Source organism: Thermoactinospora rubra (assembly GCF_002093975.1).
In the GTDB taxonomy this organism is placed as follows: Bacteria; Actinomycetota; Actinomycetes; order Streptosporangiales; family Streptosporangiaceae; genus Nonomuraea; species Nonomuraea rubra_A.
Map to the genome: position 1 here is coordinate 220294 of NZ_KZ084328.1, position 19459 is coordinate 239752.

Here is a 19459-nt window from a genome sequence, read left to right on the forward strand (position 1 = left end):
ATGGCCGCCATCCCCCTCGTGTCGATGCTCGAAGGCCAGGCCGGAGCCGCGGCGGCAGCCGTACCGGAGGTCAAGCTCACCTGGCTCGAAGGCAGGCCGGGCACCTCCGCCGTCTCCACCTGGGGCACCCCCTGGCCCAAGGGCGCGGTGCCCGAGGACCAGTCCTTCGCGCTCGCCGACGGCACCCCGGTGCAGAGCTGGCCGCTGGCCTACTGGCCCGACGGGTCGCTGAAGTGGACCGCGCACGCCATCGCCGCCGACACGCCCGCCGAGTCCTACACGCTCACCGCCGGAACGCCGGCCGCGCCCGCCCGGCCGGTGACGGTCAAGGACGAGAAGAACTACGTGGACGTCGACACCGGCGTCATCCGGGCGCGCATCCGCAAGGACGGCAAGGAGCTCATCAGCCAGATCTGGCGCGGCGACGTCGAGATCGCCCGCAAGGGCCACCTCGTCAACCTCAAGCAAGACAAGATCGACGAGGACGAGGAGAGCACGACCGTCCTGGACCGCTACGAGAGCGACATCGGCAAGGTCACGGTCGAGCAGTCCGGGCCGGTGCGCGCGGTGGTCAGGATCGAGGGCCGCCACACCGGCAAGAAGGGCAGGTCCTGGCTGCCGTTCACCGTGCGGCTGTACTTCTACGCGGGCGCCGAGTCGATCCGCATGACGCACACCTTCGTCTACGACCGCGACGGGCGGCACGACTTCATCGCCGGGCTCGGCGTGCGGTTCCGGGTGCCGATGCGGGACGCGACGTATGACCGGCACGTCCGCTTCGTCGGCGAGGGCCACGGCATGCTGGCCGAGGCCGTCAAGGGCATCACCGGGCTGCGCCGCGACCCGGGCGCCGCCGTGCGCGCCGCGCAGATCGCGAGCGCCAAGCTGCCCGACCCCGCCACCTGGGACCAGCGGGTCACCACGCGCCTGCAGTACATCCCCGAGTGGGGCGACTACTCGCTCAGCCAGCTGTCGTCGGAGGGCTTCACGCTGCGCAAGAGGACCAAGAAGGGCCACGGCTGGATCCCGGTCGACCAGGGCAGGCGGGCCTCCGGCCTGGGCTACGTGGGCGGCGTCGGCGGCGGGCTGGCCTTCGGGCTGCGCGACTTCTGGCAGCGCCACCCCACGCAGCTGGACGTGCGGGGCGCGCACACCGAGGAGGCCGAGGTCACCGTCTGGCTCTGGTCGCCCGAGGCCGGGCCGATGGACCTGCGCTTCTACCACGACGGCATGGGCCAGGACACCTACCCCGAGCAGCTCCAGGGCCTGGAGATCACCTACGAGGACTACGAGCCCGGCTTCGGCACGCCGTACGGCATCGCCAGGACCAGCGAGCTGATGTTCTGGGCGCTGGCGGGGACCCCCTCGGCCGAACGGCTGGGCGCGATGGCCGACCAGGTGCGCACGCCCCCGCAGCTGATCAACCCGGTCGGGCACCTGGTGGCGGCCAAGGTGTTCGGCGGCCTGTTCGCGCCCGTGGACCGCTCGCACCCGGTCAAGAAGCAGATCGAGGACCACCTCGACTTCCAGTTCGCCTTCTACCAGGCCCAGGTGGAGGAACGGCACTGGTACGGCTTCTGGGACTACGGCGACATCATGCACAGCTACGACGAGGACCGGAAGGTCTGGCGCTACGACGTCGGCGGCTACGCCTGGGACAACTCCGAGCTGTCGCCCGACCTGTGGCTGTGGTATCAGTACCTGCGCACCGGCCGGGCCGACGTCTACCGCCTCGCCGAGGCGATGACCCGCCACACCGGCGAGGTGGACGTCTACCACATCGGGCCGTGGAAGGGCCTGGGCACCCGGCACGGCGTGCAGCACTGGGCCGACAGCGCCAAGCAGCAGCGCATCTCCACCGCGATCTACCGGCGCTTCCACTACTACCTGACCGCCGACGAGCGCACCGGCGACCTGCTGCACGAGGTGGCCGACTCGGAGAAGACCTTCCTGGTGCTGGACCCGATCAGGAAGATCCGCACCGAGCCGTACACCCCCGATCCCAAGGCGCTGGCCATCGGCCTGGGCACCTCCTGGAGCGGCCTGGCGGCCGGGTGGTTCACCGAGTGGGAGCGGAACGGGCCGCTGGCCGAGCAGTGCAAGCGCAACCTGCTGGGGACCATGGAGTCCATCGCCGCGCTGCCCAACGGCTTCATCCAGGGCGAGGCGCTGTACAACATGGAGACCGGCCGCTACGCGCCGGACACCGCCAAGGTCAGCGTCAGCCACCTGTCGGCCATGTTCGGGCTGGTGGAGATCTGCGCCGAGCTCATCGACGCGATCGACATGCCCGCCTTCGAGCAGAAGTGGCTGCAGTACTGCCGGCTCTACAACGCCACCCGGGCCGAGCAGACCGCCGAGGTCGGTAAGCACTTCGGCAACCTCATCCTCAAGCAGGGGCACACGCGGCTGGACGCCTACGCGGCCGTGCGGCTCAAGGACGACAAGTACGCCGCGCGGGCCTGGCAGATCTTCCTCAAGCCGCCGGAGGCCTGGGAGTACGCCCACACCCGGGACTGGTCGGCGCAGAAGGTGGACAGCACGCTGAACCCGTCCTCGCACGCGCCGTGGATCTCCACCAACTCCACCGCGCTGTTCGGGCTGGCGGCCATCCAGAACCTCGCCCTGATCGGCGACAAGCTGCCCGCCGCCTGAGCCGCGGGCGCCGGGCGGTCCCGCCCACGTCCGCCCGGCGCCCGCCCGCCCCGCCTGGAGACCCCGTGTCGCGTCTGGCCGCCTCCGCGCTCGCGCTCGCCGTACCCGCCGCCTCATGATGCCGCTCACCGCCACCGGCGCGGGCGATCTGGCCCGCCGTGCCTTCACCGGCTGGGGCAGCGGCTGCCGCGGCACTTCCGGCGCGGCATCCAGGCCCGCGGCGCCACGCCGGTGCTGGTGACGCCGATCGTCCGGCGGTGGTTCACGGGGACCGCGCTGAACTCCACCGGGCTGATCGTCAACGGGCTGGGCGTGGACCTGGTGGCGGACGGGCTGCGGGACCTGGGGCTGGTGCCGGACTGCCTCTGGGCCGGGTGAAAGTTTCACGTTCTAAAGGACATCGTCCCTGATGAAACAGCCTTAAGTCAGCGGGATATGGCGCCATGGAGGCCTCTCTGATTAAAACGTATTAACCAACCTGCGAAGGGATTTGTGATGCGCTTACGAATCCTCAGCGCGACGGCCGTCCTGGCGATGGCCGGGACGCTGACCTGCGCGCCACCGGGCGTCGCCCAGGCCGCGCCGACGCGCTACGAGGCCGAACAGGCACCCGCCACCTGCGACGGCGTGGTGGAGTCCAACCACGCCGGATACTCGGGGACGGGATTCTGCAACGGGACCAACGCCGTCGGCGCGGCCGTGCAGTTCACGGTGAACGCCGCCGCCGCGGGCACCGCCACGCTCGCCGTCCGCTACGCCAACGGCACCACCACGACCCGGCCCGCCGACATCGTGGTCAACGGGACGGTCGTGCAGGCGGCCACCCCGTTCGACGCCACGGGCGCCTGGACCACGTGGGCCACCAAGACGCTGACCGCGCCGCTGAACGCGGGCGGCAACACCGTCAGGATCGTCCCCACGAGCGCCGCCGGGCTGCCCAACATCGACTACCTCGACGTCGAGGCGGGCGGGGCGGCCGAGTCCGGCCGCCAGGTCGAGGACCTCGACCGGGGCCTGATCAGCGTGCGCTCCGGCACCGGCAACCTGGTCTCCTGGCGGCTGCTGGCCACCGACCCCGACAACGTCTCCTTCAACGTCTACCGTGGCTCGACCAGGATCGCGACGGTCACGAACTCCACGAACCACCTCGACTCCGGCGCGGCGGCCGACGCCTCCTACACGGTCAGGGCCGTGGTGAACGGCGTCGAGCAGGCCGCCTCCGAGCCGTCGCTCCGCTTCACCGGCGGCGACCACCTCGACGTGCCCATCCAGCGGCCCTCCGGCGGCACCACGCCCGACGGGGCCTCCTACACCTACAGCGCGGGCGACGCCAGCGCAGGCGACCTGGACGGCGACGGCCGGCTGGAGATCGTGCTGAAGTGGGATCCGTCCAACGCCAAGGACAACTCCCAGTCCGGCTACACCGGCAACGTCTTCGTCGACGCCTACCGCCTCGACGGCACCCGCCTGTGGCGCATCGACCTCGGCCGCAACATCCGCGCGGGCGCCCACTACACGCAGTTCCAGGTCTACGACTACGACGGCGACGGCCGCGCCGAGGTGGCCATGAAGACCGCCGACGGCACCCGATCCGGCACCGGCCAGGTCATCGGCAGCGCCTCCGCCGACCACCGCAACTCCAGCGGCTACATCCTCACCGGGCCCGAGTACCTGACCATGTTCCGCGGCACCGACGGCGCCGTCCTGTCCACGGTGAACTACCTTCCGGCGCGCGGCAACGTGTCGTCGTGGGGCGACAGCTACGGCAACCGCGTCGACCGCTTCCTCGCGGCCACCGCCTACCTCGACGGCCGGCGGCCCTCGCTGATCATGGCTCGCGGCTACTACACCCGGGCCGTCGTCGTGGCCTGGGACTTCCGCAACGGCACGCTCACGCACCGCTGGACCTACGACTCCGGCAACAGCGGCGGCGCCTACGGCCAGGGCAACCACAACCTGTCCGTCGCCGACGTCGACGCCGACGGCCGCGACGAGATCGTGTACGGCTCGGCCACGATCGACGACAACGGGGCGCTCATGTACGCCACGGGCTTCGGCCACGGCGACGCGATGCACGTGGGCGACCTGATCCCGGCGCGGTCCGGCCTGGAGGTGTTCACCATCCACGAGAGCGGCAGCTCGCCCGCCGCCGACGTGCACGACGCGCGCACCGGCCAGATCATCTGGCAGCGGCCCGGCAACGGCGGCTCCGAGGGCCCCGGCCGCGGCGTCGCGGGCGACATCCACGCCGGCAGCCCCGGCGCGGAGTTCTGGGGCGCGGGCACCCAGATGACCAGCCTGTTCAACACCTCAGGCGCGGCCATCGGCCGCACCCCGTCCTCGGCCAACTTCCTGGCCTGGTGGGACGCCGACCCGGTCCGCGAGCTGCTCGACGGCAACCACGTCGACAAGTACGGCACCGGCGGCGACACGCGGCTGCTGACCGGCTCCGGCGCGCACTCGATCAACGGCACCAAGGCCACGCCTTCCCTGTCCGGCGACCTGTTCGGCGACTGGCGGGAGGAGATCATCCTGCCGCGCGACGGCGAGGGCGCGCTGCGCATCTACGCCACCACCGTGCCGACCGACCGGCGCATCTGGACGCTGCTGCACGACACGCAGTACCGGGTCGCGATCGCCTGGCAGAACACCGCCTACAACCAGCCGCCGCATCCCAGCTTCTTCCTGGGGAACGGCATGTCCGCACCGCCTCGGCCCAACGTCTACGTCCGCTGACCTGAGGCCTTTCTCGCGCTTGGTGCTGGGCCTTCGGCGCATGAGAACGGCGCGGCTCCCGCCGCAGTGGCGGGAGCCGCGCCGCATGGGCTTGCCGTCAGGCGGGGAGCCGCCGCTGGATGTCGATCAGGACGCCCATGACATCCGTCTTGAACTCCCGGATGTCGGCCTTGACGTCATACATCTCGGTCTTGACCTCGTGCACCTCGGCCTTGACCTCGTCGACCTTGGTGTCAAGGCTGGTGACCTTGGCGTCAAGGCTGGTGACCTTGGCGTCAAGCGCCTTGACCTCGTTGGCGACGCCGTTGACCCGCTCGGTGAGCCGCTGGCCCAGTTCCATCTGATCGGCGCGGATCTGGATCAGCTCGTTCTCGACCGCCGTCGCGAAACGCATGGCCGCCTCTTTGATCCCCACGGAACCTCCCGTACGGTTGTCGTACGGGACCTGGGTGGTAAGCGCACTCAGGTCCCTCCGCTGTACCTAGAGTAACCGACGTGCCACGACCGATGGGGAAGGATCAAGAGATCCTCCCCCATCGGCCAAGAAGCGGTCAGCGCACGTCATGCCCGCGCGCGTAACGAATGCGTGGCTTCTCGGGCGCCGTCATCCCCGTCCCCAGGTAGAACCCGGGATGCGGCAGCTGGTTGTAGCCGACGTTCTGCCAGGCGACGCCCAGCCGGTACACCGGGTCGTGCATGAGTGTGCGAAGCCGCGCGCCGCGTCGTAGTCGTGGTCGACGATCTCCCGCAGCAGGTCGCCGTCCCACCAGGCGAGGAAGTTCGCGGGCGGGATCGCGGTGCCGATAGGCGAACCGGACGCCGAGCGCAGCTCGCCCTGGCCGGAGTTCCACTCGCCGGTCGCGGTCACGGCCCAGCCCTCGGCGCCCGGGTGGCGCGGGTCGACGTCGCCGGAGGCGGCCCGCCCGGTGTCCTTGGCAGCGGGCAGCGACCACAGCACCGCGCCCGTGGCCGCGTCGCGGAAGGTCGCGCCCCGGTTGCCGCTGCTGCCCATGTCCTCGTGCGCGGCGAACACCTCATAGCCCGGCCGGGCCGGGTCCAGGTCGCCGACGGTGTCGAGCGCCTTGCCGGTGACCCCTCGAAGACCGTGAGGTACTCGGGGCCGCTCAGCACGTACCCGCCGGAGTTGCGGTGGTCGCGGCTCGGGTTGCCGATGACCGCGCCCGTGCCGTCCACGGTGCCGTCGGCGGTCTTCATCATCACCTCCTTGTAGTCGGCCGGGGAGGCGTACCGGTCGGGCACGCTGACGGTGGCGTCGTTGTGGCCGAACTGGATGAGGAAGGAGTCGCCGGGCCTGATGAGGCGCAGGATCTCGTCCAGGCGGCCCTGGGTGAGGAAGTTCTTCGAGCTGCGCCCGCCGATGGCGTGGTTGTCGAAGGCCACGCCGGTGGTGAGGAACCGCTCGATCATCTGGCCCCATCCGGCCTCGGGCGCCCAGGAGGGTCGTAGGTCTGCACGGTGGAGTCGCCCGCGAGGTAGGCCGTGGGGACGGTGCCGGGGGCGCGTTGCGCCTGCCGTACCACGACCAGGGAGTTGATCTTCGGGGCGGCGCCGGAGAAGGCGAGGTCCAGCCGGCCGTCCACGAGCGCGATGGCGAAGGACATCTCCAGGTGCTCGCCTGGGGGCTTGGCCGTGGGCTGGACCTTCTGGATCGACTCGGCGGCGATCGCGATGTCGGTGGCCTCGGCGGCGTCGCCCGCGACGAGGGAGACGGTGTAGTCGCCGGTGGGCAGGTCGAGGCTGAAGGTGGCGCAGGCGGCGGTGACGAAGTCGAAGGCCCACCGGGTCTGGTCGGCGAGCGCGCGACTGGGCGTTATCGCTGACAGCACGAGGACGAGGGCGGCGAGGATGCGTGGCATGGGGGGTTCCCGTTCCGGTCCGTTCTGGTACGGCAGGGCACCTTAAAACGTGTGAATCACTTCACCGCCAGACCCTTCGCGCGTCGGGCGGAACTCGCCCGTCCAGGCATTGACGCGGTGCCGTGCCCCCTCTACTCTCGCTGCTAGCCTATTAAAACGTTTTGCTCGACGTCCTGTGGAGCCCCCGTGCAGCGAATCTGCTTCCTGTTGCAGGTCCGGCCAGAGCGCCTGGAGGAGTACAAGGAACGCCACCGGGCCGTCTGGCCCGAGATGCTCGAGGCGCTGCGCAGGACCGGCTGGCACAACTACTCGCTCTTCCTGCGCGAGGACGGCCTGCTGGTCGGCTACCTGGAGACCGAGGACTTCGAGGCCGCGCGCAAGGCGATGGCCGAGACCGAGGTCAACGCCCGCTGGCAGGCGGAGATGGCGCCGTTCTTCGCCGAGCTCGACGGCCGCCCCGACGAGGGCATGCGGCCGCTGACCGAGGTCTTCCACCTGGACTGAATCGGGGACCCCTCACCATGATCAAGGACCTGCTGCGGCAGCAGCGCATCGAGACGCCCTCCTGGGCCTACGGCAACTCCGGCACCCGCTTCAAGGTGTTCGGCCAGCCCGGCGTGCCGCGCGACCCGTACGAGAAGCTGGCCGACGCCGCCCAGGTGCACCGCCACACCGGGATCGCCCCCACCGTGGCGCTGCACATCCCCTGGGACGCCGTGGAGGACTACGCCGACCTGGCCCGCCACGCCGAGTCGCTGGGGATCGGCATCGGCGCCATCAACGCCAACCTGTTCCAGGAGGAGGACTACAAGCTCGGCAGCGTCACCCACCCCGACCCGGCGGTGCGCCGCAAGGCGCTCGACCACCTGCTGCAGTGCGTGGACATCATGGACGCCACCGGCTCGGCCACGCTCAAGCTGTGGTTCGCCGACGGCACCAACTACCCCGGCCAAGACGACCTGCGCGCCCGCCAGGACCGGCTGGCCGAGGCGCTGGCCGTCGTGTACGACCGGCTGGGTGCGCACCAGCGCTTCCTGCTGGAATACAAGCTGTTCGAGCCGGCCTTCTACGCCACCGACGTGCCGGACTGGGGCACCGCCTATGCGCACTGCGTCAAGCTCGGCCCCCGGGCGCAGGTGGTGGTGGACACCGGGCACCACGCGCCGGGGGTCAACATCGAGTTCATCGTCGCCTTCCTGCTGCGCGAGGGCAAGCTGGGCGGCTTCGACTTCAACTCCCGCTTCTACGCCGACGATGACCTGATGGTGGGCGCGGCCGACCCCTTCCAGCTGTTTCGGATCATGTTCGAGGTGATCCGCGGCGGCGGCTACACCCCGCAGGTGGCCTTCATGCTGGACCAGTGCCACAACATCGAGCCCAAGATCCCCGGGCAGATCCGCTCGGTGATGAACGTGCAGGAGGCCACCGCCAAGGCGCTGCTGGTGGACCGGCAGGCGCTGGCGGCCGCCCAGCAGGCCGGGGATGTGCTGGGCGCCAACGCGGTGCTGATGGACGCCTTCAACACCGACGTCCGCCCGCTGCTGGCCGAGCTGCGCGCCGAGATGGGCCTGGATCCGGACCCGATGGCCGCCTACGCCCGCTCGGGCTACTTCGAGAAGATCTGCGCCGAACGGGTCGGCGGCGCGCAGGCGGGCTGGGGGGCCTGATGAACCACCTCAACCAGACGGTGAAACAGTTGCTGGACCGCTGTCACACGCTGGGCGCGGACCGGCGCAACACCAACTACGCCGGGGGCAACGCCTCCGCCAAGGGCACCGATCGCGACCCCGTCACCGGCGGCGAGGTGGAGCTGCTGTGGGTCAAAGGCTCCGGCGGCGACCTCGGCACGCTCACCGAGGCGGGCCTCGCGGTGCTGCGGCTGGACCGGCTGCGCGCGCTGGTAGACGTCTACCCGGGCGTCGAGCGCGAGGACGAGATGGTGGCCGCCTTCGAGTACTGCCTGCACGGCAAGGGCGGCGCGGCCCCGTCGATCGACACCGCCATGCACGGCCTGGTCGACGCCGCCCACGTGGACCACCTGCACCCCGACGCCGGCATCGCCGTCGCCTGCGCCGCCGACGGCCCCGAGCTCACCGAGCGTATCTACGGCGACCGGGTCGTGTGGGTGCCGTGGCGCCGCCCCGGCTTCCAGCTCGGCCTGGACATCGCCGCGATCAAACAGGCCAACCCGCAGGCCATCGGCGTGATCCTGGGCGGGCACGGCATCACCGCCTGGGGTGAGACCAGCGAGGAGTGCCAGGCCAACTCGCTGGAGATCATCCGGACGGCCGAGCGGTACATCGCCGAGCACGGCCGGCCCGAGCCGTTCGGCCCGGTCGTCGTCGAGCCGCTGCCCGAGCGGGAGCGGCGGGCGAAGGCCGCCGAGCTGTTCCCAGCGATCAGGGGCCTGGCCTCGGCGAGCCATCGGGTGGTCGGCCACTTCACCGACTCCCCCGAGGTGCTGGACTTCGTCTCGCGCGCCGAGCTGCGCCGCCTGGCCGCGCTGGGCACCTCCTGCCCGGACCATTTCCTGCGCACCAAGGTCGCCCCGCTCGTGCTGGACCTGTCGGATGAGCTGGAGCCGCAGTTCGAGGCCTACCGGGCCGAGTACCGCGCCTACTACGAGCGGCACGCCACCCTCGGCTCGCCGCCCATGCGTGGCGCCGATCCGGCGATCGTGCTGGTGCCGGGCGTGGGCATGTTCAGCTTCGGCAAGGACAAGCAGACCGCCCGGGTGGCCGGGGAGTTCTACGTCAACGCGATCAACGTCATGCGCGGCGCCGAGGCGCTGTCGCGCTACCAGCCGATCGACGAGGCGGAGAAGTTCCGCATCGAGTACTGGGAGCTGGAGGAGGCCAAGCTCCGCCGCCTGCCCCCGCCCAAGCCGCTGGCCACGCGGGTCGCGCTGGTCACCGGCGGCGGGTCCGGGATCGGCGCGGCCACCGCGCGGAAGCTGGCTTCGGAGGGCGCGTGCGTGGTGGTGGCCGACCGGGACCTGGGCGCCGCCGAGAAGGTGGCCGCGGAGCTGGGATCCGCCGACGTCGCCGTCGCCGTGGAGGTGGACGTCACCTCCGAGGAGCAGATCGCGGCAGCCGTACGGCAGGCGGTCCTCGCCTTCGGCGGCGTGGACCTGGTGGTCAACAACGCCGGGCTGTCGATCTCCAAGAGCCTGCTGGAGACCACCGCCGCCGACTGGGACCTGCAGCACCAGGTGATGGCGCGCGGCTCGTTCCTGGTCTCCCGCGAGAGCGCCCGCGTGATGATCGCCCAGGGCATGGGCGGCGACATCGTCTACATCTGCTCCAAGAACGCCGTCTTCGCCGGGCCGAACAACCTCGCCTACGGCGCGGCCAAGGCCGACCAGGCGCACCAGGTCCGGCTGCTGGCCGCCGAGCTGGGCGAGCACGGCATCCGCGTCAACGGCGTCAACCCCGACGGGGTGGTCCGCGGCTCGGGCATCTTCGCCTCCGGCTGGGGCGCCAACCGGGCGGCGGTGTACGGCGTGCCCGAGGAGAAGCTCAGCGAGTTCTACGCCCAGCGGACCCTGCTGAAGCGGGAGGTCCTGCCCGAGCACGTGGCCGCGGCGGTCTTTCACCTGACCCAGCTGTCCCACACCACCGGCCTGCACATCCCCGTGGACGCCGGGGTCGCGGCGGCCTTCCTGCGATGAGCGGCGGCCTTCCCGGCGGGGGCGCGCGCTACGCGGCCGTCGACCTGGGCGCCTCCAGCGGCCGGGTGATCGTCGCCGAGGTCGGGCCCGAGCGGCTGGAGCTGCGGGAGGTCCACCGCTTCGGCAACGTCCCGGTCGAGCGGGACGGCACGCTGTGGTGGGACTTCGGCCGCATCCTCGACGGCATAGCCACCGGGCTGCGCGCCGCCGGCCCGGTGGACGGGATCGGCGTCGACTCCTGGGCCGTGGACTTCGGCCTGCTCGACGCCTCCGGGACGCGCGTGGGAGACCCCGTGTGCTACCGGGACCGCCGCACCGAGGGCGTGCCCGAGCGCGTGGACGCGGTCATCCCGGCCGAGGAGCTCTACGCCAGGACGGGGATCGCGCGCCAGCCGTTCAACACCCTCTACCAGCTGGTGGCCGCCCCGCCGCCGGCCGGGCGGACGCTGCTGCTCATCCCCGACCTGGTCGCGCACTGGCTGACGGGGCAGGTGGGGGTCGAGGTCACCAACGCCTCCACCACCCAGCTGCTGGAGGCCCGCACCCGGCAGTGGGACGCCGAGCTGATGAGCCGCGTGGGCATCGACCCCGGCCTGTTCCCGCCGCTGCGCTCCCCCGGCGAGGTGATCGGCCGGGTCCGTCCCGAGCTGGCCGCGCGGTTCGGCTGGAGCGAGTCTCCCCCGGTCATCGCGGTCGGCTCGCACGACACCGCCTCGGCCGTGGCGGCGGTCCCGGCCGAGGACCCGCACTTCGCCTACATCTCCTGCGGCACGTGGTCGCTCGTGGGCGTGGAGCTGGACAAGCCCGCGATCAGCGAGGAGGGGCGGCGGGCCAGCTTCACCAACGAGGCCGGCATCGACGGCACCGTGCGGTACCTGCGCAACGTGACGGGGCTGTGGCTGCTGCAGGAGTGCCTGCGCGAGTGGGGCTCCGGCGCCGGCCTGGCGGACCTGCTGCGGCAGGCGGCCGAGCTGCCACGTGGCGCGGTGGTCGACGCCGGCGACCCGGAGTTCCTGCCGCCGGGCGGCATGCCGCGGCGCATCGCCGAGCACTGCCGCCGCTCCGGCCGGCAGGTTCCGGCCACCCGCGCCGAGACGGTGCGCTGCATCCTCGACTCGCTGGCCGTGGGGCACCGCGCCGCGGTGGAGGACGCCGTCCGCCTCACCGGGCGGGCGGTCGACGTGGTCCACATCGTGGGCGGCGGCTCGCGGAACGAGCTGCTGTGCCGGCTGACCGCGCAGGCCTGCGGGCTGCCCGTCGTCGCCGGCCCGGTCGAGGCCACGGCCATCGGCAACGCGCTGGTCCAGGCCCGGGCGACGGGCGCGCTGGAGGGGACGCTGCGGGACCTGCGGGCGCTGGTGCGCCGCACGCAGCCGCTCACCCGGTATCCGCCGTCCTGACCGGGCCCTCGCCCCGGTCACATCCGGGTCGCGGGATCCGTCAGTGGTATGAAGGACCCCGACGAAGGATTGTGACCATGAGCGACTTCCTGGCCCGCCGTTTCGAGGAGCACCGTCCCCACCTGCGGGCGGTCGCCTACCGCATGCTCGGGTCCCTGGCCGAGGCCGAGGACGCCGTGCAGGAGGCGTGGCTGCGGCTCAGCCGTACCGAGGCCGGACAGGCCGGGCAGATCGACAACCTCGGCGGCTGGCTGACCACCGTGGTCGGGCGCGTGTGCCTGGACATGCTGCGCTCCCGGGCGGCCCGGCGCGAGGACCCCATCGGCGATCGGCAGCACGAGGCGGGCAGGGTGGATCCCGAGCACGAGGCGATGCTGGCCGACTCGGTGGGCGTGGCGCTGCTCGTGGTGCTGGAGACGCTGGAGCCCGCCGAGCGGCTGGCGTTCGTGCTGCACGACCTGTTCGGGGTGCCGTTCGAGGACATCGCCCGGATCGTGGACCGCACCCCGGCGGCGGCCAGGAAGCTCGCCAGCCGCGCCCGCGCCCGGATCCGGGGCGTCCGGGCGGTCCCCGCCGCCGAGCTGCCCCGGCAGCGGGCCGTCGTCGAGGCGTTCCTGGCCGCGGCCCGCGGCGGCGACTTCGAGGGGCTGCTGACCGTGCTCGATCCCGACGTCGTGGTCCGCTCCGACACGGACGTGGCAGGGCTGGTGCGCGGCGCCGCCGCCGTGGCCCGCCAGGCGCTCACCTACGCCACCCTGTCCAGGACGTCGCAGCTGGCCCTCGTCGACGGCATGCTGGGAATCGTCGTCACGCACGAGGGGCGGCCCGTCCGCACGCTGGTGTTCACGGTGCGCGACGACAAGATCACCGAGCTGCGTTCCGTCGCCGGCGCCGAACGGCTGGCGGAGCTGGAGATCAGCCTGCTGATCGACTGACGGCCCGTCCGCCCGCGGGATACGTGGATGTCTGGCTAGATTGGTCCACGTGACCGAAGAGGAACAAGCGCCATCATGGGTGGTGAACCCCCACATTCCCAGCGTCGCACGGATGTACGACTACTACTTAGGCGGAAAGGACAACTTCGCGGCCGACCGGGAGGCCGCCAGGAAGATCATCGCGCTGGTGCCGAACGCCCGGGAGATCGCACGGACCAACCGTGTCTTCCTCGGCCGGGCCGTACGCCACCTGTCCGCCTCGGGGATCCGCCAGTTCCTGGACATCGGCACCGGCCTGCCGACCCAGGAGAACGTCCACCAGGTGGCGGCGGAGGGGTCGCGGGTGGTCTACGTCGACAACGACCCCATCGTGCTGACCCACGCCCAGGCCCTGCTGGCCGACAACCCCGACACGATCGTGGCCGAGGGCGACCTGCTGCGGCCGGAGACGATCCTGGACAACCCCGCCGTGCGGGCGCACCTGGACTTCTCCCAGCCGGTGGCCGTGCTCATGCTGGCGATCCTGCACTTCGTGACCTCCGACGCGGAGGCGGCGCGGGCCGTGACGGCCTTCCGCGACGCGGTGGTTCCGGGCAGCCCGCTCGTCATCTCGCACGTCACCGCGGGGGATCTGAGCGAGAGCGAGGTACGGCAGGGCGACCAGATCTACCGGGCGACGCAGGCGGGCGGCATCGTGCCCCGCACGGTGGCGCAGGTCCGGTCGTTCTTCGAGGGGTACGACCTGGTCGAGCCCGGGGTGGTGCCGCTCGCCGACTGGCGGAGGGACCCCGACGAGATCGACCTGCCGGACAGGGGCGGCGCGGGAATCATCGGCGCCGTCGGCGTCAAGCGGCCCTGACCCGGCCTGGGGGTCCGGCGCGGGTTCTGGCGGGTCCGGCTCGGTCCTGATGGGTCCGGCGCGCCGGGCAGGCACGGGCTCAGCCGGATGACGGCCGGGCCGGGTGCAGCTCGGCACGCGCGAGGTCCCCGGCCCCGGGACCCGCCTCGGCGAGGCAGGCGCCGTCGGGGGCCCAGATGCCCGAGCCGCCGGCCGTACGGTCGTAGCCCTCGCCCGTGGGGCCCGCGAAGCTGGCCGTCGCCGTCCAGACGCCGTGGCCGGCGGCCACGCGGCGGGCGCGTTCGCCGTGCAGGCCGGCTTCCTCCGCCCTGTGCACGACCCCCGCGACGTAGACGTCCATGCCGAGCGCCGCCGTGTCGGCCGCGTGCCGCGCGACGCCCGTGTCCTTGCACACGGCCAGCCCGAGGCGCCAGCCGTCCACCTCGATCACGGACGGCGCCGCGCCCGGGCGGAAGCGCTCCGGCTCGCGCCCGCCCAGCCACACCTTGTGGTAGACCGGCATCACGCCCTCGCCGTCCACGGCCAGGACGCCGATGTGCGGCCCGGGCACGGGCGCGCCCACCAGCGCCACCGAGCCCGTCGCCGCGCACGCCGCCACGATCGGCGCCAGCCGCGGGTCGTCGGGGCTCACCTCGGGGGCGTCCAGGTGGTACCCCGTCAGCGACATCTCGGGGAAGACGACCACGCGGGCGCCGGCCTCCCGGATCGCCGCGGCGTGCGCCCCGGCGTTGGCCGCCACGTCGTAGGAGCGGCACGGAGGCTGGGCGACGGCGATGGCGAGTGGCGGGCGCATGCGCGTCATCCTAGGTCCAGCCCACCCGCCGCAGGACGGCGGCCGCCGCCTCCACGACGGTCAGGCGCGTGACGTCCACCGTCACGTCGTCCACCCCGGCGCGGTCGAGAATGCCGTCCAGCTCTCCCGCCCGATCCACGTACCAGACCGGCCCGTGCCCGTCGTGCTCGTGGCGGCGTCGGCCAGCACCGCCGCAGCCAGTCGAGGTCGATGACGGCGTTCGGCACCCCGGCGTCGGCCAGCGCGTCGCCGATCGCGTCCGCGACCGTGGTCTTGCCCACGCCGACGGTCCCGTTGACCAGCAGCGCGGCCGGAGAGCCCCTCACCGCACGTCCCGGGGGCGGAACTGGATGCTGATGCGCGGCCCCACCGCGCCCGCGGCCTTGGGCACCGCGTGCTCCCAGGTGCGCTGGCAGCTGCCGCCCATGACGATGAGGTCGCCGTGCCCCAGGTCGTGGCGGATGGACGGCCCGCCGCCGCGGGGACGCAGCAGGAGCGCCCGAGGGGTGCCGACGGAGACGATGGCGACCATGGTGTCCTCGGTGGCGCCGCGGCCGATCGTGTCGCCGTGCCAGGAGACGCTGTCGCGCCCGTCGCGGTAATAGCACAGCCCCGCCGTGACGAACGGCTCGCCCAGCTCGGCCGCGTAGTGGGCGTTCAGCGCCGCCCGCATGGCCTCCAGGGCCGGATGCGGGAGCCTTTCGCCCTCCTCGTAGAACTTCAGCAGCCGCGGCACGGCGACGACCCTGTCGTACATGCGCCGCCGCTCGGCCTTCCACGGCACGTCCGCCACGAGCCGCTCGAACAGCGCGTCGGCTCCGGCCAGCCAGCCCGGGCGCAGGTCGATCCACGCCCCGTGGGACAGGCGGGTGCGGCGCACCGCCGCGCCGAGCTCGCGGGGCCGGATCTCCTCGTCCAGGTCGAGCAGCGATGCCTGAAACATTCTTCGAGTATACGTTCGATCCGATCATGACGCAGCCCCGCGTGCCGGGTTCATCGCACCCGGGAGCATGGTGGGACAATCGTCGCACCCGCGATGACCATGGAGGGCGCGGGAGGCCTCGCCGTCCCGCCGGACCCGCACGGCGCGGTCTTCGCGGCCTTCGCGGTCGTCGCGAGCGAGCAGCCGCAGAGCCAGAGCTGAGGAAGGACCGCATGCCGCACCCGAACCTCGATCCGCAACTCGCCGCGGGCTGGGCCGCCCTGGACCTGCCCGCGGTGGACCTGCAGACCGCCGACCTCGCCGAGGTGCGGGCGACCCGGCGGGCCTGGGTGGTCCCCGCCGAACCCGACGACATCGCGATCGAGGACCGCCTGGTGCCCGGCCCGCCGGGGGCGCCGGACGTGCGGGTGCGGCTCTACCTGCCGCACGAGGGCGAGCGCCCGCTGCCGTGCCTGTACTGGATCCACGGCGGCGGCATGGTCATGGGCAGCCCGGAGGCCGATGACCACTTCATGGTCCAGATCATCCGGGAGGTCGGGTGCGCGGTGGTGTCGGTCGACTACCGGCTGGCCCCGGAGAACCCGTATCCGGCGCCCCAGGAGGACTGCTACGCCGGGCTGGTGTGGACCGCCAAGAACGCCGCCGAGCTGGGCCTGGACCCCGGCAGGATCGCGGTGGGCGGGGCCAGCGCGGGCGGCGGGCTGGCGGCGGCCACCGTGCTGATGGCCCGCGACCGGGGCGGCCCGGCGATCGCCTTCCAGCTGCTGGAGTGCCCCATGCTGGACGACCGCAACGTGACGCCGTCGTCCGCGATGGAGTACGACGACGCCCTGGTCTGGTCGCGCTCGAACAACCTGTTCGGCTGGCGGGCGCTGCTGGGCGATCTGGAGGAGGTCCCGCCGTACGCCGCCCCCGCCAGGGCCGAGGACCTGTCGGGGCTGCCGCGGACCTTCATCGACGTCGGCGAGCTGGAGGTTTTCCGGGACGAGTGCATCGACTACGCCGCCAGGCTGGTCAGGGCGGGCGTGTCGACCGAGTTCCACCTGTATCCGGGGGCCTTCCACGGCTTCGACGCCTTCGTGCCCGAGGCGGACGTCAGCCGCCGCGCGCTCGCCACGCGGCTCGCGGCGCTCCGCCAGGCCCTGCGCCGTGACGGCTGACCCCATGACGGCCGACCTCGTGACGGGCGGCGACGGCGCCCTCGGCGGGGTCTGCGTCACGGCCTCCCGCACGGCCTGCGCCACGCGAGAGCACGGCGGGCGGTCGTAGTGCTGGCGCGATACCTCGCGGGCGCGGTGGCCGCCCGGACCGGCAACGAGATGTCCGGTCCCGCCCTGCTCGTGCTCGCGCTGGCGGTGACCCGCTCGCCGGTCGTGGCCTCCTCGCTCCTGGCGGGGCTGACCGTCTCGGCGGCCGTGGGCGGCCCGCTGCTGGGCGTGCTGCTGGACCGCGCGGGCCGCCCCGGGCGGATGCTCGGCCTGACCATGGCGGGGTACGCCGCCGGGCTCGTGCTGATCGTGCTCGGCATCCCGTACCTGCCCCATGCCCTGCTGATCGGCATCGCCGTCGTGACCGGGCTCCTCGGCCCGGCGATGGCCGGCGGCTGGACCGCCCAGCTGCCGCTGGTGGCCACCGGCGACCGCCTGGCGCGGGCCAACGCCCTGGACGCGATGACCTACAACGTCGGCGGCCTGGCCGGTCCGGCGGCGGTGGGGGTGATCGCGACGACGGCGGGGCCGCAACCGGCGGCGCTGGCCGCCGTGGCGCTGATCGTCGCGGCCGTCGCGGGCGCCTGGTCCCTCCCCCGCCGCGCCGACGCGGCCACCGCCGGGAACACGGCAGGAGACACCGCCGCGGACACGGCGAGAGACACGGCAGGAGACGCGGCCAGGGACCCGGCAAAGGCGCGCGGCGTCCGGGCCGAGCTGGCGGCCGGGTTCTCGGCCATCGCCAGGCCGGGCCCGCTGCGCCGGGCGACGGCCACCTCCGTGGTCTCCATCGCCGGGGAGGCGATGTTCGTGGTGTGCGCGCCACTGCTCGGCGCGCGGCTGCTGGGTGAGCCCGGCTACGGGGCGATGCTGCTGACCGTCATGGCGGTGGCCGGGCTGGCCGCCAACGCGGTCCTGGCCCGGGTGCGGCACGACCCCGACGTGCTGCTGGTGGCCACCACCCTGGTGCTGGGCCTCGCGCTGGCCCTGGCGGCGCTGGCCACGTCCTTCGCGCTGGCCGTGGTGGCCGCCGCGCTGGCGGGGCTGGCCGAGGGCCCGCAGCTGACCGCCCTGTTCGCGGTACGGCACCGCGAGTCGCCCCCGCGGCTGCGCAGCCAGATCTTCACCACCGGCGCCAGCCTGAAGATCACCTCGTTCGCGCTGGGCTCGGCCGCCGCGGGCCCGCTCGCGACCGTCTCGCCCGGCCTCGCCCTGCTGGTCGGCGCCGGCATCCAGGTGCTGGCCGCGCTCACCTTCGCCGCCCTGTCGCGCAGGCCGTGACCGGCGGGCTCAGCGCAGGGGGCGCCGCCCGGCGAAGCCGAGCTCGGTCCGGTGGTACCAGCCCAGCTCCGGCTCGCCCTCGATCCAGCACAGCCGTACCGAGACCCCGTCGAGCACGGCGGGGAAGTCGACCAGCACGGGCGCGACGCCCTTGATCTCCAGGCCCCGGTCGGTCCAGCCGCTGAGGATCTCCTCGATGCGCGCCTCGCGGGCCTTCAGCTCCGCCAGGCCGCCCAGCGGCGAGGTCTCGCCCGTCTGGCGCGCGTAGGTGATCTCGGCCAGGTCCGCCCTGGCGGCGACCAGCTCCGCGGTCTCGGCCTGGATGACCGGCAGCAGCTCGCGTGCCTCCTCCACGGTGAAGGTCCTGTGCATGCTGGAACGTTAGCCCTTGGGCGCGTAGGCGCGCAGCAGCAGCTGCTCGGCATGGTCGAGGTAGGCCTCCAGGTAGCGGCCGGCCTCCTCGGCCTTCCCGGCTTCGACGAGCTCCAGCAGCTCGCGGTTGCGCTCGACGAACGGCTCGTGGAACTCGCGCGGGTTCTTCATCACGTGGAAGACCAGCCGCAGCTCGGCCAGCAGCTGCCGCATGGCCTCATCCAGGCGGGGGCTGGCGTTGAGGGCCGCCAGCGCCTGGTGGAAGCGGATGTTGGCGGTGCCGACGGCCTGCCAGTCGCCCGCGACGGCGGCCCGCTCGGCGTCGGCCACCGCCTCCCTGATGGCGGCGAGCGTCTCGGCGGACGCCTCGCGGCTGCGCCGTACGGCCGCCCCCTCGATGACGCGGCGCACGCGGTAGAGGTCGGCGACGTCGGCGGCCGACAGGATCCGCACGAAGACGCCCTTGTTGAGCCGGTGCTCCAGCAGGCGCTCGTGGCCGAGCAGCCGGAAGGCCTCCCTGAGCGTGTTGCGCGAGACGTCGAGCGCCTCGGAGATCTCGCCCTCGAGCAGCTGCATCCCCGGCCAGAAGACGCCCTCGGTGATCCGCTCGCGCAGGATGTCGGCCACCCACTCGGCCGTGCTGCTGCGGCCCAGGCGCAGGCGGTCGTGCTCCAGCCGGGCTACAACGTCACGCACATGTGACATGAAATCAGCCAACAAACCTCTTGTC

At 72.6% G+C, this 19459-nt stretch carries 19 protein-coding genes and 2 pseudogenes; 11 read left to right on the top strand and 10 right to left on the bottom strand.

The window, feature by feature from the left end; genetic code table 11:
- The 3 genes from BSB02_RS08245 to BSB02_RS08250 all read left to right on the top strand — a co-directional run bounded on the left by BSB02_RS08245 (position 1) and on the right by BSB02_RS08250 (position 5391).
- On the top strand, positions 1 to 2655 hold the full coding sequence (locus BSB02_RS08245) for an exo-rhamnogalacturonan lyase family protein (RefSeq protein WP_084958085.1): 2655 nt from the start codon (positions 1 to 3) through the stop codon (positions 2653 to 2655).
- A 237-nt stretch (positions 2656 to 2892) separates the two neighbouring features.
- Positions 2893 to 3033 (top strand): hypothetical protein, encoded by a 141-nt coding sequence (locus BSB02_RS41310; protein ID WP_206184569.1) that lies wholly within the window; start codon positions 2893 to 2895, stop codon positions 3031 to 3033.
- A gap of 117 nt (positions 3034 to 3150) precedes the next feature.
- The gene (locus BSB02_RS08250) at positions 3151 to 5391 is read left to right on the top strand and encodes a rhamnogalacturonan lyase family protein (protein WP_084958086.1); all 2241 of its coding nucleotides are present in this window, start codon (positions 3151 to 3153) and stop codon (positions 5389 to 5391) included.
- A 97-nt stretch (positions 5392 to 5488) separates the two neighbouring features.
- On the opposite strand, the gene BSB02_RS08255 is transcribed toward BSB02_RS08250, so the two are convergent.
- From BSB02_RS08255 to BSB02_RS08270, 5 genes and pseudogenes are all read right to left on the bottom strand, one after another.
- The gene (locus BSB02_RS08255) at positions 5489 to 5785 is read right to left on the bottom strand and encodes a coiled-coil domain-containing protein (RefSeq protein ID WP_143590377.1); all 297 of its coding nucleotides are present in this window, start codon (positions 5783 to 5785) and stop codon (positions 5489 to 5491) included.
- Between the two features lie 157 nt (positions 5786 to 5942).
- Positions 5943 to 6242, bottom strand: a complete 300-nt coding sequence (locus tag BSB02_RS43280; RefSeq protein ID WP_420855836.1) for a rhamnogalacturonan lyase family protein — start codon at positions 6240 to 6242, stop codon at positions 5943 to 5945.
- Positions 6179 to 6403, bottom strand: a pseudogene (locus BSB02_RS43420) (rhamnogalacturonan lyase family protein); the annotation flags it as partial. The gene BSB02_RS43280 and the pseudogene BSB02_RS43420, both read right to left, overlap by 64 nt.
- Before the next feature lie 131 nt (positions 6404 to 6534).
- Positions 6535 to 6819: pseudogene (locus tag BSB02_RS43425) on the bottom strand (rhamnogalacturonan lyase family protein); the annotation flags it as partial.
- Entirely contained in the window at positions 6816 to 7268 is a 453-nt protein-coding gene (locus BSB02_RS08270; RefSeq protein ID WP_084958090.1) for a hypothetical protein, read from the bottom strand. The gene BSB02_RS08270 and the pseudogene BSB02_RS43425, both read right to left, overlap by 4 nt.
- 186 nt (positions 7269 to 7454) lie before the next feature.
- On the opposite strand from BSB02_RS08270, the gene BSB02_RS08275 reads away from it, so the two are divergent.
- The 6 genes from BSB02_RS08275 to BSB02_RS08300 all read left to right on the top strand — a co-directional run bounded on the left by BSB02_RS08275 (position 7455) and on the right by BSB02_RS08300 (position 14132).
- Positions 7455 to 7772: an L-rhamnose mutarotase gene (locus BSB02_RS08275; RefSeq protein WP_084958091.1), complete on the top strand. Its 318-nt coding sequence runs from the start codon at positions 7455 to 7457 to the stop codon at positions 7770 to 7772.
- A 17-nt stretch (positions 7773 to 7789) separates the two neighbouring features.
- Positions 7790 to 8935: an L-rhamnose isomerase gene (rhaI, locus tag BSB02_RS08280; protein ID WP_084958092.1), complete on the top strand. Its 1146-nt coding sequence runs from the start codon at positions 7790 to 7792 to the stop codon at positions 8933 to 8935.
- The gene (locus BSB02_RS08285; RefSeq protein WP_084958093.1) at positions 8935 to 10938 is read left to right on the top strand and encodes a bifunctional rhamnulose-1-phosphate aldolase/short-chain dehydrogenase; all 2004 of its coding nucleotides are present in this window, start codon (positions 8935 to 8937) and stop codon (positions 10936 to 10938) included. Before rhaI ends, BSB02_RS08285 begins: the two co-directional genes overlap by 1 nt.
- The gene (locus tag BSB02_RS08290) at positions 10935 to 12338 is read left to right on the top strand and encodes a rhamnulokinase (RefSeq protein WP_084958094.1); all 1404 of its coding nucleotides are present in this window, start codon (positions 10935 to 10937) and stop codon (positions 12336 to 12338) included. Before BSB02_RS08285 ends, BSB02_RS08290 begins: the two co-directional genes overlap by 4 nt.
- Before the next feature lie 71 nt (positions 12339 to 12409).
- Positions 12410 to 13273: a sigma-70 family RNA polymerase sigma factor gene (locus tag BSB02_RS08295; protein ID WP_143590379.1), complete on the top strand. Its 864-nt coding sequence runs from the start codon at positions 12410 to 12412 to the stop codon at positions 13271 to 13273.
- An 82-nt stretch (positions 13274 to 13355) separates the two neighbouring features.
- The gene (locus BSB02_RS08300) at positions 13356 to 14132 is read left to right on the top strand and encodes an SAM-dependent methyltransferase (RefSeq protein ID WP_338064329.1); all 777 of its coding nucleotides are present in this window, start codon (positions 13356 to 13358) and stop codon (positions 14130 to 14132) included.
- 79 nt (positions 14133 to 14211) lie between these two features.
- On the opposite strand, the gene BSB02_RS08305 is transcribed toward BSB02_RS08300, so the two are convergent.
- The 3 genes from BSB02_RS08305 to BSB02_RS08310 form a co-directional block, all read right to left on the bottom strand.
- Positions 14212 to 14925, bottom strand: coding sequence for a carbon-nitrogen hydrolase family protein (locus tag BSB02_RS08305; RefSeq protein WP_084958155.1), 714 nt, complete (start codon positions 14923 to 14925; stop codon positions 14212 to 14214).
- 10 nt (positions 14926 to 14935) lie between these two features.
- The gene (locus BSB02_RS42925; RefSeq protein WP_276206314.1) at positions 14936 to 15064 is read right to left on the bottom strand and encodes a hypothetical protein; all 129 of its coding nucleotides are present in this window, start codon (positions 15062 to 15064) and stop codon (positions 14936 to 14938) included.
- 183 nt (positions 15065 to 15247) lie between these two features.
- The gene (locus tag BSB02_RS08310) at positions 15248 to 15868 is read right to left on the bottom strand and encodes an alpha-ketoglutarate-dependent dioxygenase AlkB (RefSeq protein WP_084958096.1); all 621 of its coding nucleotides are present in this window, start codon (positions 15866 to 15868) and stop codon (positions 15248 to 15250) included.
- 212 nt (positions 15869 to 16080) lie between these two features.
- On the opposite strand from BSB02_RS08310, the gene BSB02_RS08315 reads away from it, so the two are divergent.
- A complete protein-coding gene (locus tag BSB02_RS08315) occupies positions 16081 to 17028 on the top strand; it encodes an alpha/beta hydrolase (protein WP_084958097.1) in 948 nt (315 codons plus the stop codon).
- Positions 17029 to 17136: 108 nt separating this feature from the next.
- Positions 17137 to 18357 carry an MFS transporter gene (locus BSB02_RS08320; RefSeq protein ID WP_240506273.1) on the top strand — a complete coding sequence of 407 codons (1221 nt, stop codon included), beginning with the start codon at positions 17137 to 17139 and terminating at the stop codon, positions 18355 to 18357.
- A 9-nt stretch (positions 18358 to 18366) separates the two neighbouring features.
- Here the strand turns inward: BSB02_RS08320 and BSB02_RS08325 are convergent, their stop codons facing one another.
- Both BSB02_RS08325 and BSB02_RS08330 read right to left on the bottom strand, forming a co-directional pair.
- Complete coding sequence (locus BSB02_RS08325) at positions 18367 to 18729, bottom strand: DUF2203 domain-containing protein (RefSeq protein ID WP_084958098.1); 363 nt, start codon at positions 18727 to 18729, stop codon at positions 18367 to 18369.
- A gap of 9 nt (positions 18730 to 18738) precedes the next feature.
- Positions 18739 to 19425, bottom strand: coding sequence for a GntR family transcriptional regulator (locus BSB02_RS08330; RefSeq protein WP_240506274.1), 687 nt, complete (start codon positions 19423 to 19425; stop codon positions 18739 to 18741).
- Between the last annotated feature and the right edge of the window lie 34 nt (positions 19426 to 19459).

Bases quoted from the DNA above. Each gene is read 5' to 3' on its own strand.
- BSB02_RS08245 (WP_084958085.1), top strand. From the start codon at position 1: ATGGCCGCCATCCCCCTCGTGTCGATGCTCGAAGGCCAGGCCGGAGCC.
- BSB02_RS08250 (WP_084958086.1), top strand. From the start codon at position 3,151: ATGCGCTTACGAATCCTCAGCGCGACGGCCGTCCTGGCGATGGCCGGG.
- BSB02_RS08255 (WP_143590377.1), bottom strand. From the start codon at position 5,785: ATGCGTTTCGCGACGGCGGTCGAGAACGAGCTGATCCAGATCCGCGCC.
- BSB02_RS08270 (WP_084958090.1), bottom strand. From the start codon at position 7,268: ATGCCACGCATCCTCGCCGCCCTCGTCCTCGTGCTGTCAGCGATAACG.
- rhaI (WP_084958092.1), top strand. From the start codon at position 7,790: ATGATCAAGGACCTGCTGCGGCAGCAGCGCATCGAGACGCCCTCCTGG.
- BSB02_RS08285 (WP_084958093.1), top strand. From the start codon at position 8,935: ATGAACCACCTCAACCAGACGGTGAAACAGTTGCTGGACCGCTGTCAC.
- BSB02_RS08290 (WP_084958094.1), top strand. From the start codon at position 10,935: ATGAGCGGCGGCCTTCCCGGCGGGGGCGCGCGCTACGCGGCCGTCGAC.
- BSB02_RS08305 (WP_084958155.1), bottom strand. From the start codon at position 14,925: ATGCGCCCGCCACTCGCCATCGCCGTCGCCCAGCCTCCGTGCCGCTCC.
- BSB02_RS08310 (WP_084958096.1), bottom strand. From the start codon at position 15,868: ATGTTTCAGGCATCGCTGCTCGACCTGGACGAGGAGATCCGGCCCCGC.
- BSB02_RS08315 (WP_084958097.1), top strand. From the start codon at position 16,081: ATGCCGCACCCGAACCTCGATCCGCAACTCGCCGCGGGCTGGGCCGCC.
- BSB02_RS08325 (WP_084958098.1), bottom strand. From the start codon at position 18,729: ATGCACAGGACCTTCACCGTGGAGGAGGCACGCGAGCTGCTGCCGGTC.